The sequence below is a fragment of the Cyclobacterium lianum genome, from assembly GCF_900143075.1.
Lineage (GTDB): Bacteria > Bacteroidota > Bacteroidia > Cytophagales > Cyclobacteriaceae > Cyclobacterium > Cyclobacterium lianum.
In genome coordinates this window covers 482658-497572 of record NZ_FRCY01000004.1, presented here as the reverse complement: position 1 = coordinate 497572, position 14915 = coordinate 482658, and the positions used below count along the sequence as shown (strand labels likewise).

The window sequence follows — 14915 nt, the reverse complement described above, 5'->3', positions numbered from 1 at the left end:
AGGCCTTCGGCCAAGGCAGTGGAAAACCACGTAAGACCTGGGGAAAGGAACCCGATAGAAGGCAAGTTTGGTCAGGCAAAAAACGGATACGGAATGAACCGGATCAGGGCAAGGCTCAAAAACACCAGCCAATCGTGGATCGCTTCAATTATCCTAGTGCTCAACCTGGTCAAATTGGCCGGGATGGCACTCCCATGTCTGAGTTTTTCAGCGTGGAAAGATTTAAAAAACATGCTCAGAAACGCCATAAGGCAGATTCTGGAGATCCAGAAAATACAAAACCAGCCCAGAGAGCTATCTGGCCTGGTTTTATAAACTGGTCTTTTTTGAGTTTTTCAGCAGACCCTACGTAGACCGGATTGGCATCTCTGTGGCCAAAGAGCCCATGACAGATGCTTTGGAATTAAGTGATAAGCAATTTGGATGGGTGTTGTCCATGTTTGCATTGGGATATGCTCTTTTTCAAACCCCTTTGGGCATTTTATCCGACAGATTTGGGCCCAGGAGGGCATTGGCTGCTGTGGTGAGTTTATGGTCCCTGTTCACGGCACTTACCGGGGCGGTTACCAATTTCATTACCTTGTTTTTCGTCCGTTTTTTCTTTGGAGTAGGAGAGGCAGGCGCCTATCCCGGCATTTCAAAAGCAGTATATCATTGGATACCGATCAGAGAAAGAGGCATTGTAAATGGGATTAATTTTTCCGGGGGAAGGTTTGGTGCCGCATTTGCATTGCCTTTAATAGCTATTGTCATTGATTCGCTCGGGTGGAGGAACACTTTTTTTACGTTGGGGCTTTTGGGCATTGTATGGGCTCTGGCCTGGTATTTTCTGTTCAGAGACAACCCCGAAGACCATCCTCTGGTATCTGAATTTGAGAAGGAGGTAATCATACTGGAAAGGTCCAGGCAGCAAAAGGAAGAAATTTCCGCATTCTCAGTCATACCCCTGGTCAAATCCAGGAATTTGTGGCTGGCCATGGGACAATATTTTGCCAGTAATTTCACCTTTTTCTTTTGCCTTACCTGGTTGTTTCCGCATGTCAAGGAGCAATTCATGTTGGACAATATTGAGGCAGGGCTTTATTCTTCCCTGCCCCTGGTGGCAGGCGCTTTTGGAAACATGTTTTCCGGATGGCTGGTAGACACCATTTATAAAAGTGGCAGGTTTAAATGGTCCAGAGCCATTCCGGCAGCTATAGGATTCGGACTGGCAGCATTTGGGCTGTTGGCCAGTTTGTATTCCGGAAACATCATGTCCTCTATCTTCTTTTTGTCCATTGCTATTTTTGGAGCAGACATGACCATCAGTCCCTCCTGGACCTTGTGCAATGATATAGGAAAATTACATTCCGGAGCTGTTTCAGGTACCATGAACATGGCGGGTAATATCGGTTCCTTTATCACCGCATTGGCATTTCCCTACCTCCGGGATTGGACAGGATCCGTTACTCCATTTTTTATCATTGGCGCCCTGTTAAACATCATGGCCATTTTCATGTGGCTGAAAATCAATCCTGCAAAAATTATTGTGTTTAAGCCTTTGGATAGACATTAAATACAAGATATAACCGCCAAACACGGTCAAGTATATGATTTTCGTTCCTTGGGCATGAGCCTATTAGGCAAAAAATCAGACAAATTATGGTGTAATTAAAATTAAGTTTTGTTTTCGGGGTAGATTTTGTAGTAGATAAAATTTTGTATCGCTTAAAAATATTTTTACTTTTGCAAGCCAATATGATAGGTTACAAGATAAAAAAATACAGACCCACTCCACCTTAATTCAGGGTATAAGCTGCGTTTTTTAATTTTATCGCCCTGGATAACCTTTTTACAATCTTTCACCTTGTTTACGATTTATTCACCTAAAAATCCGCGTAGTTTATGACGCAAATGTTTTACCGTTTATTTCGGCCCAAGCAATACAATTTAAAGGATGAAGTACTATCAGGATTGACTGTAGCGCTGGCACTGGTACCGGAAGCAGTTGCTTTTTCCATCATTGCAGGTGTGAGCCCCCTTGTGGGTTTGTATACGGCCTTTATCATTGGTTTGATTACTTCAATCCTCGGCGGCAGGCCGGGAATGATTTCCGGAGCCACCGGTGCAATTGCAGTGATCGTTGTGGCCCTGGTGGTCAATCATGGTGTCGAATATCTCTTTGCCGCGGCTATTTTGATGGGCTTGATTCAGATTCTGGTGGGAGTACTCAAGCTGGGTAAGCTTATCCGTCTGGTACCCCATCCGGTAATTTTTGGTTTTGTAAACGGTCTGGCCATTATCATATTCATGTCCCAGTTCAGCCAGTTTAAAGAAGTAAGCGCTTCCGGAGCATTGGTATGGATCAGCGGCAGCAAACTATATATCATGCTGGGATTGGTGTTTCTAACGATGCTGATCATTAAGTTGTTACCCAAACTCACCAAAGCTGTGCCCTCCTCGCTTGCTGCGATACTGGTGATTTCCATGATCGTTATTTTTGGCGGAGTAAATACCAAAACGGTTGGCGATATTGCTTCCATCAAAGGAAGTCTGCCTGAGTTTCACATCCCAATGGTTCCCTTAAACTGGGAAACATTGGTGATTATATTTCCTTATTCTGCCATTATGGCTGGAGTTGGACTGATCGAATCATTGCTTTCCCTGACCTTAATCGATGAGATTACAGAAACCCGCGGTCGGGGTAACAAAGAATGTGTTGCCCAGGGCGTAGCGAATGTCGCCACCGGATTTTTTGGAGGTATGGGAGGCTGCGCCATGTTGGGCCAAAGTCTGATCAATGTCAATGCCGGAGGCAGAACGCGGATTTCCAGTGGCCTGGCTGCCATGACCTTACTTTTGTTCATTCTCTTTTTTTCCGAATACATCGAGATGGTTCCCATGGCTGCCTTGGTTGGGCTGATGTTTATGGTGGCTATTGGTACCTTTGAGTGGGCCTCGCTAAAGGTATTTGGCAAGGTGCCGAAACCCGATATGCTGGTCATGGTCCTGGTCACACTCATTACTGCGGTGCTGCATAATCTTGCCCTGGCGGTGATGGTAGGTGTCATCGTGTCGGCATTGGTGTATGCCTGGGAAAATTCAAAAAGAATCCGGGCCAGGAAAAGGATCGACGAAAATGGGGTAAAACATTACGAAATGTACGGCCCCTTGTTTTTTGCTTCGGCCACTACGTTTAGTGAAAAATTTGACCCCATTAATGATCCGGATGAGATCATTATCGACTTCACTGAAAGCCGGGTGGTGGATCATTCCGGACTTGAAGCCATCCATAAGGTGACGGAGCGATACGACAAACTGGGTAAAACTGTCTATATCCGGCATCTTAACAGCAGCAGCAGAATCTTGCTCGAAAATGCCGAGAAAATCATTAATGTCAATTACGCGGAAGATGACCCGGGTTATAAAGTGGTTCTGGAAAAGAATTGAAACCATATATTTTGCCCTGCTTTCTTCCACTGATAGCAGAAAAACCCTTTTTGGTCATCGGTTTGGATGCGCTGATTTTTTAGCTTTTGGTTTGATTTTGGTGTGAAAATGCCTTTTTTTGAAAATAGATGCAATAAAAGATATTACATGGACAAATACGTATTGCCAGGCAGCTCGCTGGAAGTTTCCCGGCTTATTTTTGGATGCTGGGCTGTGGTAGGAGGATTCAACTGGGGTCCGCAGGATAAACGGGACTCGCTGGCCGCACTGAAAGAAGCTTACGATCAGGGAATTACTACCTTCGACACGGCCGAAGCCTACGGTGCGGGAGCTTCAGAAAACCTTTTGGCAGAGGCCCTGGGCAAAGAGAGAAATCAGATACAAATCGCATCCAAGGTTGGTCCCGCGGATTTTCTTCCTCAGGACCTGATCCGGGCTTGCGAAAGAGGCCTGAAAAATCTCAAAACGGATTTTATTGATCTTTATCAATTGCATTGGCCCAATCCGGACATTCCACTTGAGGAAACCCTCGGAGCACTGCAATTGCTCAAGCAACAGGGAAAAATCAGGGCCTATGGCGTATCCAACTTCGGTGTAAAAAGCCTGGAAACCTGCAAGGCTGCCGGCGCTGCTATCAGCAGTAACCAAATGGCCTATAACTTGCTTTTCAGGGCCATTGAATACCAAATCTTACCCCGATGTGTGCAAAATGGGGTGCCGGTGTTGTGTTATTCTCCCATCATGCAGGGATTGCTCACAGGTAAGTTTACTTCAGAAAACGAAGTTCCTGACGATCGGGCCCGAACCAGACATTTTACCAAAGAAAGGTCCCAATCCAGACATGAGGATGAGGGCTGTGAAGCATTGACTTTTGACACTATTGCTCAGATCAAAGCTTTTGCAGCAGAACTGAATATTCCTATGGGTAACCTTAGCCTGGCCTGGTTGCTGAAACAAAAGGGTGTGGCCGCTGTAATTGTCGGAGGCCGGAATGCCGCACAGGTGAAGAATAACATGGGTACACTTGACGTAGAGATGAATACCGATATGGTAGACAGACTTAAAAAAATAACAGAACCATTAAAGGAAAAACTCGGTCCAAATGCAGATTTGTGGCAGACCGATAGCAGAGTTGTTTAACTGAACCTGACACAGAGCGACTGCGGGGAATAATGAATCAGAGACAAGCGGAACTGTAAGGTATTGATCTTGAAGTATTTATTTCCATCTTCATCAAAAGCCGGTGAAAATTACGGTAAAATCTATATATGGCATAATTTATGTTCTTATCAATTTTATTTTCCCATATTTTTTATCCCTTAAATGAGACCAAAGCATGTTTGAATTAGGCAAAAACGAAATTAAATTTCTCTACAACAGCAACAAGTTAGAAGACAAGGAAGCATATGCCTATGCGCTGACCCTTCACAAACATGTAATCAATGAGCTGGACATTTCAAAAAATGACATGACCCCCACACAAATTCTGGAACTGGCGAACAGACTCAGCAAACGGGTTATTGATCTGTTTGACAAGGACTCTGAAGTGTTTAAAAATAATGTTCACGGTAAGGATATTGAAGAGTCTGACCTGCTGACCTTACTCATCAAAGAAAAATCTGCCATGAAAACCCCCATCCTGATATCCGATGAAAGGGCCGGGATTTTGGAATACCCCAGGGATACCATCAAAATGGATATGGTTTTTAATGAAATTGCGGGAAAGGATTGATTGTTTTCAATGAACACGAAGGCAAACGTACAGGCTACCAATGGTTCAGGGTAGAAAATCCTGAGGATTTTAAGATTGACTCCGTGTATTACCTGAGTCCCAAGATGCAAAAGAGCACGCTTAAATAACTGCAAATAAAGGTGGCGTATGTCGGCTTGAGTAGTCTCAGGGCATGCGCCACGTTTTATTCTGCGGGGGGTTTCGTAAGGATGATATAATCAGCTAAAGATTTAATAGCAATCAAATCCGGAGATCTGTACATTTCAGAAGGAAAGCATGAAATGGTCATTACCTTCAGTTTTTCTTTTTTCTTTTTGAGTGCATTTACCGTGCCCAAGCCCTCATCACTGTGAAATCTCCCGGTAAGGTGCAGGATTTTGGTTTTCCGGTTTTTTCGCCAGTGGTAGAGTAAGCTTTCTGCCATGGTGGCGTCTCTCAGCAATTGGGCATGGAAGTATTGCGGACCCATATGTTGCGCATGTGCTCCCATGGCATCGTTAAACTTTATGAGATAGGCATCGTCGGGTCCGGGAGGTTGAAATAGTGTAAAGTATTTTTGGGCCCTGCGGTCCAGCATTTTCAATGAACCAAGGCCCTTTCTGGCGACCATACTGGCATATCTCCCCGGAACATTGGCAGCGATCACCTGTTGACCGGAAGCTTTTGCCATATTCACCAGGGGAGCATAATCGGTGTAGTTGCTCCAGGCACGGCCCTCATCGATGAGTTTGTCTTCCGAAATCCAACCTGAAAGGTACTCGTCTATGATGAGTTGTACATCGCGTTCAAACATTTCCAGGCTTAGGCTCACCTTGTCAAATTCAGCAATCAGGTTCCCGTAAAGTTTTTTTTGCAGTACATGTGCCAGGCTGTCGTCGTGTTCCTCTCCGAAAACGATGATTGGGGTAGCATCCATCGCTGCCAGCATTTCAGATATATCCACCGATTTTCCGCTTGCGGATTCAATTATTGTCCAGGACTCTGGCTGGTCTCCCTGAGCGATGCCTGGTGCGGGGATGATGAAGCTGATAAAAACGAGAATCCATTGACGCATCCGGGTTGCTTTTGTTGAAGATCGAAAATACGCATTTTGCATTCTAATATCTTGAGGAATGACGTGTTTTTAAAAAAATATTGGTTTTGACAAGCATTCATACCGCTACCTGATTAAATTGGCTATTCCAAAGCATACTTGCCATGCCTACGAAACCATTTACCAGGCAAATTGAGGGCCTGGACCCTGATAAGGATCATGAGAAAATAGCATTTTTGCTTTCCTTTCACTGTTTCCCCTGGGATATGGAAAAGGCACTGGAGTTTGCCTTGTTTCGAACATTTGCTGTCCCTTCCATTTCCCGACTGTTGGCCGCCACCGGGGAGTTTACCAGCAGGACACGTAAGCGCTACGACGACACGGAGCTGATATTGTATGAAATATTGGAAAACGGAAAAGAAAGCGAGCGGGGAAGAGCGGCCATAGCGCGGATGAACGCCATGCATGGCAGGTTTAAAATTCCAAATCAGGACTATCTGTATGTACTATCTACTTTTGTATTTGAACCGATAAGATGGATGGAGAAGTGGGGTTGGAGGTCATTTTCAGCCCTGGAAAAGGAGGCCATTTTTACCAATTACCGGCGGTTGGCGGGTTACATGGGCATTGTAGATGTTCCGGAAACGCTCGATGCATTTGAACACTTTAATCTGGCCTATGAGCAGCAAACTTTTACTTTTCATCCTGCCAATCAACTGATAGGAACGAAAACACTGGATTTGTTGCTGGGATTTTATTTGCCTGGCTGGTTGTTTTGCCCGGGCAGGTATGTAGCGTATTGTCTGATGGATGCGCGTTTGAGAAAAGCCATGGGTTTCCCGGATCCACCAGGAGTTTTGATACGTGCAGTGCATTCCGGATTAAGGCTTCGGGCGAATCTATTGAGATTGCTGCCTGAGATAAAAGCACCGCAACTTGGTACAGGCAGGAAACGGGAGACCTATCCCAATGGTTACCGAATAGAAAACCTGGGTACCTTTAAGCCGGTTAAATAGATCCATTTCCTGATCTCCGGACCTTTCTGTAGGGGCAGTGCCGGCAGCCGCTGCCACAGCAATAACCGCGCAGCAGGTGATAGGTTTCAGTAAAGACGATCAGCGGACCTTCATAATAAAAATGAATGCCTTCCTCAAGCAAGTGGGGGGCAGGCAGCCGTTTTTTTACAGACATTACTATTCGATTCGGTAATCCAGCTTCATGGTAATGGATGCCGTTTTTGCTTTTGAAGAAGTATTAAAGGTGCCTCCCCAGGAGTAATCTTCCCCTGAGTTCTGTCCGGTGATTTGAAAGATACCCATGTTCGCGCTGATCAATTTACCAAGAGCGGCACCCGAATTCTCCGCAATTTTTTCTGCCCGGATTCTTGCGTCTTCCGTAGCCCTGGATATCAGCTCAATTTTGAGGTCTGCCAGTTGGGTAAAATAATACCGGGGAGCCTGCGAATAGAATTGAATTTCCTTATTGAGTAATTCGGTGATCTCACGGGCTGTTTTCTCCACTTTTTCTACCTCTCTCGATTCTATGCTTATGGTCTGACTGAGGGTGTAGCCCAGGAAGGTTTCACCCATGTAGCGTCCTTCATCGGTATATTCTGCCCGGGTGTTCTGTCTGGTTTGCACGGCGCTGAAGACAATTTCCCCGGCATCGATCCCTTTGGATTTCAGGTATTCGGTTACAATGAGTCTGTCGCTTTCCAGCCCGGAATAAGCGACTCCAAGCGTGGTAGATTGTTTTTCGAAGACACCTTCCCATACGATCAGGTCTGAAATAAAATCGGTCTCACCGAGACCGGTTACAGAAATCCTGGTGGCCTCAAGGTTCCTTTTCCTATAGGCATTGCCCAAAACTATAGCCGATCCCAGTATGGATAAGGCAAAGATGATCGCTGTCAGGTGTTGTTTCATTGTCCGGTTGATTGCTCGGTAAATTTGCATTAAATACGTAGCATCAGCAATAGAGGTTAAGCCTGTTTTCTATAAAATTAAGCATTCGGACAGATCAGTTCTCCTTACATGACATTTATCATGTTTGAGCCTAAATGATAGTCACTGTTCATCCTGCCACCACAATTTAGATTTGTAAAAAAAAGAAAGGCTCATGCAAACCAAGCTGGAAACCCAATTTTCTTTTCCCGATACCATTGTCACTGCCCATGTAAATTTACCCCTGGCAAAGGATTTTACCGGTCGGATGACCGCAAATCCGTTGGAAAAGAGTGTATTACCAGATGTAAAGGCACAGTTGTATACGGCACGTTTGCCCGCAATATTGGATTGGCTGCACGGCCTGGATCATCCTGAAAAGTTCGAAAGCGAACCCTGCAGTATTCCGGTACTGCTGTATGACCGTGAGCTTTCTTTTGAGCACTTGCTTTTTCACTACGATGGGAGTCCGGCATCCGCCGGTATCATCAAACATTTTTTGTACCTCTTTGCCAATAATATACAGGATAGCAAATCCACGATCATCTCCCCGGCATTTATTCCGAGATCAAAATTAAAGGAAGAGCAAGAAATCATACAGGAAGTCGGAAACCATACCGCCGAAACTTCATTTATCAAATTCAACTTTGACAGGATCGGTGATTTCTGGTCCTACGCCGTCAAGCACCAATGTACCGTTTTGGTCACCTCCAAACAACATCAGGCGGACCTGGCAAAGGTACTTTTTCATTTTTACAAGGGTGGAATGTGGTATGATCGGCTTTCTTTTTATTTGGCCATTTAAATCACTATCTTAAATGACTTTTGTCATGTTTTTCACTTCGATGGTGAACTAAATTGCCGCCAAATGGAGAATACAGCTACTGAAAAGAAAAAACAACAGCAGGAATCCTGTTATCATTGTGGCGAACCCTGTGATAGGGATGTACTTCACTTTGATAAAAAGAATTTCTGTTGTTCCGGGTGCAAAACAGTGTACAGTGTATTGTCTGAGAATGATCTTTGTGATTATTATGCTTTGGCGGACAGCCCGGGCCAAAGCCAAAAATCCCAGTCGTCCCGCAATAACCGCTTCGATTATCTGAGTGACAGAGAGGTGATCGATAAGCTTATCGATTATCAGGACAAAGAGGAAACTCATATCACCTTTTTTGTTCCCATGATACATTGTGCCTCCTGTATCTGGCTGCTTGAAAACCTGTATAGGCTGCACCCCGGGATTATTTCTTCCAGGGTGGATTTTGTAAAAAAGAAAGTCCAGGTAAAATACCGCCAGGAGAGGATAGAACTCCGGGCACTTGTAGCGCTTATGGCGCGGATTGGCTACGAGCCACGCATCAACCTTTCCGATCTCGGAGCCGAAAGAAAACCAAAAGCCGACCGTAGGCTGATCTATAAATTGGCAGTAGCTGGCTTCTGTTTTGGAAACATGATGTTTTTCAGTCTTCCGGAGTACTTTTCAGAAGCAAGACTTCTGGGGAAGGGCTTCACCAACCTTTTTCGATACCTGAACGTGCTGCTCTCGCTTCCGGTATTCTTTTTTGCTGCAACGGATTATTACCGCTCTGCCTGGATGGCATTAAAAAATCGCACTGTGAATATGGATGTGCCCATAGCGATGGGCATCGTTACATTATTCGTTTACAGCTTATTTGAAATCTTCCTGTTGGGTCAGGAGGGATACCTGGATTCCCTGGGCGGTTTACTTTTTTTCCTCCTGCTGGGCAAATGGTACCAGCAAAAGACATTCGACACACTTTCCTTCGACAGAGATTATACAGCCTATTTTCCTGTAGCCGTGACCAGAATGAAAAAGGATCAGGAGGAAGTTGTTCCGCTGACCCGGGTCCGGGTTGGAGATATCATCCGGGTTAGAAATGAGGAGCTTGTTCCTGCAGACAGTGTTTTGTTGAATGAAGAGGCTGCGATAGATTACAGTTTTGTGACCGGCGAAGAAGTGCCTGTTGGCATCAGAAAGGGGACAGTGATTTATGCCGGAGGGAGGCAAAAGGGTCCTGCTATTGAATTGCTGGTTCAAAAGTCCCCCTCTCAGGGCTACCTTACCGACCTTTGGAATCACGCAGCTTTTTCGAAAGAGCAACAGAAAGATTCGCTCGCTTCTCTGGCGAACCGGATTAGTGGTAAATTCACCCTTACTGTATTGGTAATTGCTTTCGGAGCTTTGCTGTACTGGAGCATGTATGATCTTTCAATGGGTATCAGGGCTTTTACTGCTGTTTTGATCATTACCTGTCCCTGTGCACTGGCCATGTCCACGCCTTTTACCCTTGGGAACATCATGCGTATTTTTGGGAGAAACGGATTTTACCTGAAGAACTCACAGGTGATCGAAAAAATTGCCGCTGTAGATACACTGGTTTTTGACAAAACCGGCACCCTTACCTCTCCTGCTCTTGCCAGGATAAGGTATGAGGGCGAGAAGCTTTCTGAGGAAACTCTTGGTGTCTTAAAAGCCATGGTGAGCTACTCGGTCCATCCGCTGAGTAATCGGGTCAATCGCTGGCTGGGGCCGGTGATCCCCGCCAGGCTGGAACAAGTGCAGGAAATCCCCGGAAAAGGGCTGATAGCAAGATACAAATCCCAAAGAATTGTTTTGGGGGCCGCCTCCTTTTTGGAAACTCAACCAAAGACCATAAAGAATTTCAGGGGCAATAAAGTATATCTGGTAGTAGAGGGAGTTCATTTGGGTACTTTCCTGATAGACAGTGGTATCCGCAAAGGAATGGGAAAAATGCTGGGAGATTTGAAAACAAGGTTTGCGCTTCACCTGCTTTCCGGCGATCAGGATCATGAAAGGCAATTTTTTGAAAAGGAGTGGGGTAGAGAAATGCACATGCATTTCCGGCAGAGTCCGGCCGATAAGCTGGCTAGAATTCAGCGGTTACAGCAGGAGGGCAGGCAGGTGCTGATGGTAGGAGATGGATTAAATGATGCCGGTGCCCTGAGGGTCAGCCAGGTAGGTATTGCGGTTACCGACGATATTTCACATTTCAGTCCGGCAAGCGATGCCATTTTGGATGGGAAAAGGCTCGGCTATTTGCCCAAATTTCTTGGTTTTGCCCGCTCGGGCAGAAAGGTCATAAAAGCTAGCTTTGCACTAAGTTTTACCTACAATGCTGTGGGTATATTCTTTGCCGTTCAGGGTTTGGTAAGCCCTGTTTTATGTGCTATCTTAATGCCACTCAGTAGTATTTCGGTCGTCGTTTTTACCACCATGGCCACCAATCTACTGGCATATACACGAGGTTTGAACCATAAATCTGCTGCAACATGGAAGTAATTTTTGTACTGATTGGAGTGAGTTTACTATTGGCAGGCGGTTTTTTGTGGCTGTTTTTCAAGGCAATGAAAGATGGCCAGTTTGATGACCAGCATACTCCCGCCATTCGCATATTGTTTGAACACAAATCGAAAAATAAAAATAATACAAAAAAACCTAATAAATCAGAGTGATATGTCAGGAACTACACTTGAACAATTTAGTTACGACAATAAGATCGTAAAATACTTCGGTGCGGCCACCATCATTTGGGGTTTGGCCGGAATGCTGATCGGAGTACTGGCGGCTACCCAGTTATTTTTACCTGAGGCCAACCTGGGTAATCCCTACACGACATTTGGCAGGTTGCGACCACTCCACACCAATGCCGTGATTTTCGCCTTTGTGGGAAATGCGATTTTTGCGGGAGTATATTATTCCATGCCGCGATTGCTGAAGGCCCCGATGTGGAACAAATCTCTGAGTTGGTTTCACTTTTGGGGATGGCAGGCCATTATACTGTCTGCAGTCATCACCCTGCCATTGGGTCTGACCTCCAGTAAGGAATATGCTGAACTGGAATGGCCCATTGATATTGCGATTGCCGTTGTCTGGGTGGCTTTCGGCGCAAATATGATCGGTACGCTGATCAAACGCAGGGAGAAGCACATGTATGTGGCCATCTGGTTTTATCTGGCGTCCTTCGTGACAGTAGCTGTACTCCACATTTTCAACTCCCTCGCACTGCCCGTCTCCTTTTTCAAAAGTTATTCGGCCTATGCAGGGGTACAGGATGCACTGGTGCAGTGGTGGTACGGACACAATGCGGTGGCATTTTTCCTGACTACCCCCTTCCTAGGACTGATGTACTATTACCTGCCCAAGGCAGCCAACAGACCGGTTTACTCCTATAAACTGTCCATTATCCATTTCTGGTCACTGATCTTCATATATATTTGGGCCGGTCCGCATCACTTGCTGTATACCGCATTGCCTGAATGGGCCCAGGTGCTAGGTGTTGCTTTTTCGGTCATGTTGATTGCACCTTCCTGGGGAGGCATGGTAAATGGCTTATTGACGCTCAGAGGTGCCTGGGATAAGGTCAGGGTAGATCCTGTTCTGAAGTTTATGGTGGTAGCGGTGACTGCTTATGGTATGGCTACTTTTGAAGGGCCTTTACTTTCACTCAAAAACGTCAACGCTATCGCGCACTATACCGACTGGATCGTAGCTCATGTTCATATAGGAGGGCTGGGCTGGAACGGTTTTCTGACCTTTTCCATGTTGTACTGGTTGTGGCCTAAAATGTGGAAAACGAACTTGTACTCCGTAAAATTGGCCAACACCCATTTCTGGCTGGGTACCATGGGCATTCTTTTTTACGCATTGCCCATGTATGTAGCCGCCCTTACCCAGAGCCTGATGTGGAAGGAGTTCGGGGATGCGGGCCGCCTGGCGTACCCCAATTTTCTGGAAACCGTGATCCAGATCGTTCCCATGTACATGCTGCGTGCCTTTGGAGGCTTGCTATACCTGTCGGGTGCGATCATCATGGTGTACAACCTGGTGAAAACCGCCGCTTCCGGCTCATTCCAGGAAGAAGAGGCAGACGAAGCGCCTGCGCTCGCCAGGCATGTGCCCTCCAAGGGTGAGTTCTGGCACAGGGCATGGGAAAGAAAGCCGGTGTTCTTTACAGTTCTGGCCACTGTGGCAATTCTAATAGGAGGTGTTGTGGAAATCATTCCGACCCTACTCGTCAAGTCCAATGTGCCTACCATCAGTAGCGTCAGGCCCTATACGCCTCTGGAATTGCAGGGCAGAGACTTGTATATCGCCAATGGATGTGTGGGTTGTCACTCCCAGATGATCCGCCCTTTCCGTTCTGAAACCGAGCGATATGGCGAATACTCGAAAGCAGGGGAGTATGTATACGACAGGCCCTTTCTGTGGGGTTCCAAACGTACCGGCCCTGACTTGCATCGGGTAGGCGGAAAATATCCGGATAGCTGGCATTACCACCACATGGTGGATCCCAGGACCATGTCACCGGGATCGCTGATGCCACCTTACCCATGGATGACGACCAATATCATGGATCACAGCAATATTGGCGCAAAAATCCGGACCATGCAGCAATTGGGCGTGCCCTACCCCGAGGGATACGATGAAAAAGCCATTGATGATCTGAAGCAGCAGGCCGACGACATCGTGGCAGGACTTAAAGAATCAGGGGTGGAAGTCTTGCCCGATACTGAGATTGTAGCCCTGATAGCGTATCTGCAAAGGCTGGGTACGGACATTAGCAAGAATACAGCAACCAACCCTTAAATCTGAATCGTCATGCAAAAAGAAATTTTAAGATCTATAGAAAATATTGAAATCTATCCCATAATCTCCCTGCTGATATTTGTGATATTTTTTATCGGCATGTTTTGGTGGGTCATCCGGGTGGACAAAAGCTATATAGAGAAAATGAAAGAGATGCCCTTAAACGACGAACTTCAAAAAGACGAGAGCTATGAAAACGTATAAATGGATTGGAACAATGCTCGGCGGGCTATTCCTGACCTTTCCCGTTTTGGGCCAGGAAGCGGATCAAAGTTGGACCGCAGGCCTGCAGCAAATGGATAGCAGCCAAATGACCCTGTTGTTGATCATTGGTGTGGTATTGCTGCTGATTGTCATCATCATGGGAGTGATGCTGTACCTGCTTTCCTTTTTGATGTCAGTGATCAGACAGGATAATCCCGCGCTTGCGGCTCAGCCTTCCTGGTGGGAAAACTTCAAAGAAAAATTTGTAACCGGAAAGATGAAACCCATTGAGCAGGAGGCCGATATCCAGTTGGATCACAGTTATGATGGCATCGTCGAGCTCGACAATTTTATGCCTCCCTGGCTGGCCTATGTTTTTTACCTGAGCATTGGGTTTGCCATCATTTATTTTGTCAATTACTCCGTGCTGGGGATAGGCAAAACACAGATGGAAGAATATGAAGAGGAGTTGGCCATTGCTGCCATGGAAGAAGAAGCCAGGGGCGAATCCATGCTGGCTGCAATAGACGAAAATACGGTAGAATTTACTTCCAGTACGGCGGCCATTGAGGCGGGCAGTGAATTATACGCCGGAAACTGCGCAGCCTGCCATGCCATGGATGGAGGTGGTGGCGTTGGGCCTAACCTGACCGATGAATACTGGATTCACGGAGGCGACATCAAGGACATATTTTCAGTGGTAAAATACGGGGTGGTCGAAAAAGGCATGATCCCCTGGCAGGACCAGTTAAGTCCCGAGCAGATGCAGCAGGTATCCAGCTATATCTTAACCCTGCAAGGTACCAGCCCCGCTAACCCAAAGGAGCCTCAGGGCGAGAAATACGAGCCCAATATAGAGGAGCCGCTCGATGCTCTGGGCGAGGACGAATTGGGGCTGGAACCGGCAGAGTAAATTGTTAATCCGTTGGACCGTGCCCATTTGAT

16 protein-coding genes are annotated in these 14915 nt (G+C 46.2%); 13 read left to right on the top strand and 3 right to left on the bottom strand.

Annotation, left to right across the window (positions count from 1 at the left end):
- The 6 genes from BUB19_RS24760 to BUB19_RS24655 form a co-directional block, all read left to right on the top strand.
- Positions 1–315 (top strand): transposase (locus tag BUB19_RS24760; RefSeq protein WP_394333879.1); only part of this gene is annotated, 315 nt, incomplete at its 5' end.
- A complete protein-coding gene (locus tag BUB19_RS09220; protein WP_073094200.1) occupies positions 299–1555 on the top strand; it encodes an MFS transporter in 1257 nt (418 codons plus the stop codon). The genes BUB19_RS24760 and BUB19_RS09220, both read left to right, overlap by 17 nt.
- A gap of 329 nt (positions 1556–1884) precedes the next feature.
- The gene (locus tag BUB19_RS09215) at positions 1885–3429 is read left to right on the top strand and encodes a SulP family inorganic anion transporter (RefSeq protein ID WP_073094199.1); all 1545 of its coding nucleotides are present in this window, start codon (positions 1885–1887) and stop codon (positions 3427–3429) included.
- A gap of 147 nt (positions 3430–3576) precedes the next feature.
- Positions 3577–4569, top strand: coding sequence for an aldo/keto reductase (locus BUB19_RS09210; protein WP_073094262.1), 993 nt, complete (start codon positions 3577–3579; stop codon positions 4567–4569).
- Between the two features lie 196 nt (positions 4570–4765).
- A complete protein-coding gene (locus BUB19_RS09205) occupies positions 4766–5161 on the top strand; it encodes an arsenate reductase family protein (protein WP_073094198.1) in 396 nt (131 codons plus the stop codon).
- Positions 5158–5289 (top strand): hypothetical protein, encoded by a 132-nt coding sequence (locus BUB19_RS24655; protein ID WP_262485832.1) that lies wholly within the window; start codon positions 5158–5160, stop codon positions 5287–5289. The genes BUB19_RS09205 and BUB19_RS24655 overlap by 4 nt, the downstream gene beginning before the upstream one ends.
- A 56-nt stretch (positions 5290–5345) precedes the next feature.
- Here BUB19_RS24655 and BUB19_RS09200 read toward each other — a convergent pair whose 3' ends face one another.
- Positions 5346–6215: a ChaN family lipoprotein gene (locus BUB19_RS09200; protein WP_073094197.1), complete on the bottom strand. Its 870-nt coding sequence runs from the start codon at positions 6213–6215 to the stop codon at positions 5346–5348.
- Positions 6216–6358: 143 nt separating this feature from the next.
- On the opposite strand from BUB19_RS09200, the gene BUB19_RS09195 reads away from it, so the two are divergent.
- The gene (locus BUB19_RS09195) at positions 6359–7210 is read left to right on the top strand and encodes an oxygenase MpaB family protein (RefSeq protein ID WP_073094196.1); all 852 of its coding nucleotides are present in this window, start codon (positions 6359–6361) and stop codon (positions 7208–7210) included.
- On the opposite strand, the gene BUB19_RS09190 is transcribed toward BUB19_RS09195, so the two are convergent.
- Both BUB19_RS09190 and BUB19_RS09185 read right to left on the bottom strand, forming a co-directional pair.
- Positions 7203–7385, bottom strand: a complete 183-nt coding sequence (locus BUB19_RS09190; protein WP_073094195.1) for a C1orf53 family protein — start codon at positions 7383–7385, stop codon at positions 7203–7205. The two genes, BUB19_RS09195 and BUB19_RS09190, sit on opposite strands and share 8 nt — an antisense overlap.
- Positions 7386–7387: 2 nt before the next feature.
- Positions 7388–8119 carry an SIMPL domain-containing protein gene (locus BUB19_RS09185; protein ID WP_073094194.1) on the bottom strand — a complete coding sequence of 244 codons (732 nt, stop codon included), beginning with the start codon at positions 8117–8119 and terminating at the stop codon, positions 7388–7390.
- Positions 8120–8312: 193 nt separating this feature from the next.
- Between BUB19_RS09185 and BUB19_RS09180 the strand changes: the two genes are divergently transcribed.
- The 6 genes from BUB19_RS09180 (at position 8313) to BUB19_RS09155 (ending at position 14883) form a co-directional block, all read left to right on the top strand.
- Positions 8313–8942, top strand: coding sequence for a hypothetical protein (locus BUB19_RS09180; RefSeq protein WP_073094193.1), 630 nt, complete (start codon positions 8313–8315; stop codon positions 8940–8942).
- A 63-nt stretch (positions 8943–9005) separates the two neighbouring features.
- Complete coding sequence (locus tag BUB19_RS09175; RefSeq protein WP_073094192.1) at positions 9006–11459, top strand: heavy metal translocating P-type ATPase; 2454 nt, start codon at positions 9006–9008, stop codon at positions 11457–11459.
- Positions 11450–11632: a cbb3-type cytochrome oxidase assembly protein CcoS gene (ccoS, locus tag BUB19_RS09170; protein WP_073094191.1), complete on the top strand. Its 183-nt coding sequence runs from the start codon at positions 11450–11452 to the stop codon at positions 11630–11632. Before BUB19_RS09175 ends, ccoS begins: the two co-directional genes overlap by 10 nt.
- A 1-nt stretch (position 11633) precedes the next feature.
- On the top strand, positions 11634–13766 hold the full coding sequence (gene ccoN / locus BUB19_RS09165; RefSeq protein WP_073094190.1) for a cytochrome-c oxidase, cbb3-type subunit I: 2133 nt from the start codon (positions 11634–11636) through the stop codon (positions 13764–13766).
- A 12-nt stretch (positions 13767–13778) separates the two neighbouring features.
- The gene (locus BUB19_RS09160; RefSeq protein WP_073094189.1) at positions 13779–13970 is read left to right on the top strand and encodes a cytochrome C oxidase Cbb3; all 192 of its coding nucleotides are present in this window, start codon (positions 13779–13781) and stop codon (positions 13968–13970) included.
- On the top strand, positions 13957–14883 hold the full coding sequence (locus tag BUB19_RS09155; protein ID WP_073094188.1) for a cbb3-type cytochrome c oxidase N-terminal domain-containing protein: 927 nt from the start codon (positions 13957–13959) through the stop codon (positions 14881–14883). The genes BUB19_RS09160 and BUB19_RS09155 overlap by 14 nt, the downstream gene beginning before the upstream one ends.
- The last annotated feature ends 32 nt before the right edge of the window (positions 14884–14915 follow it).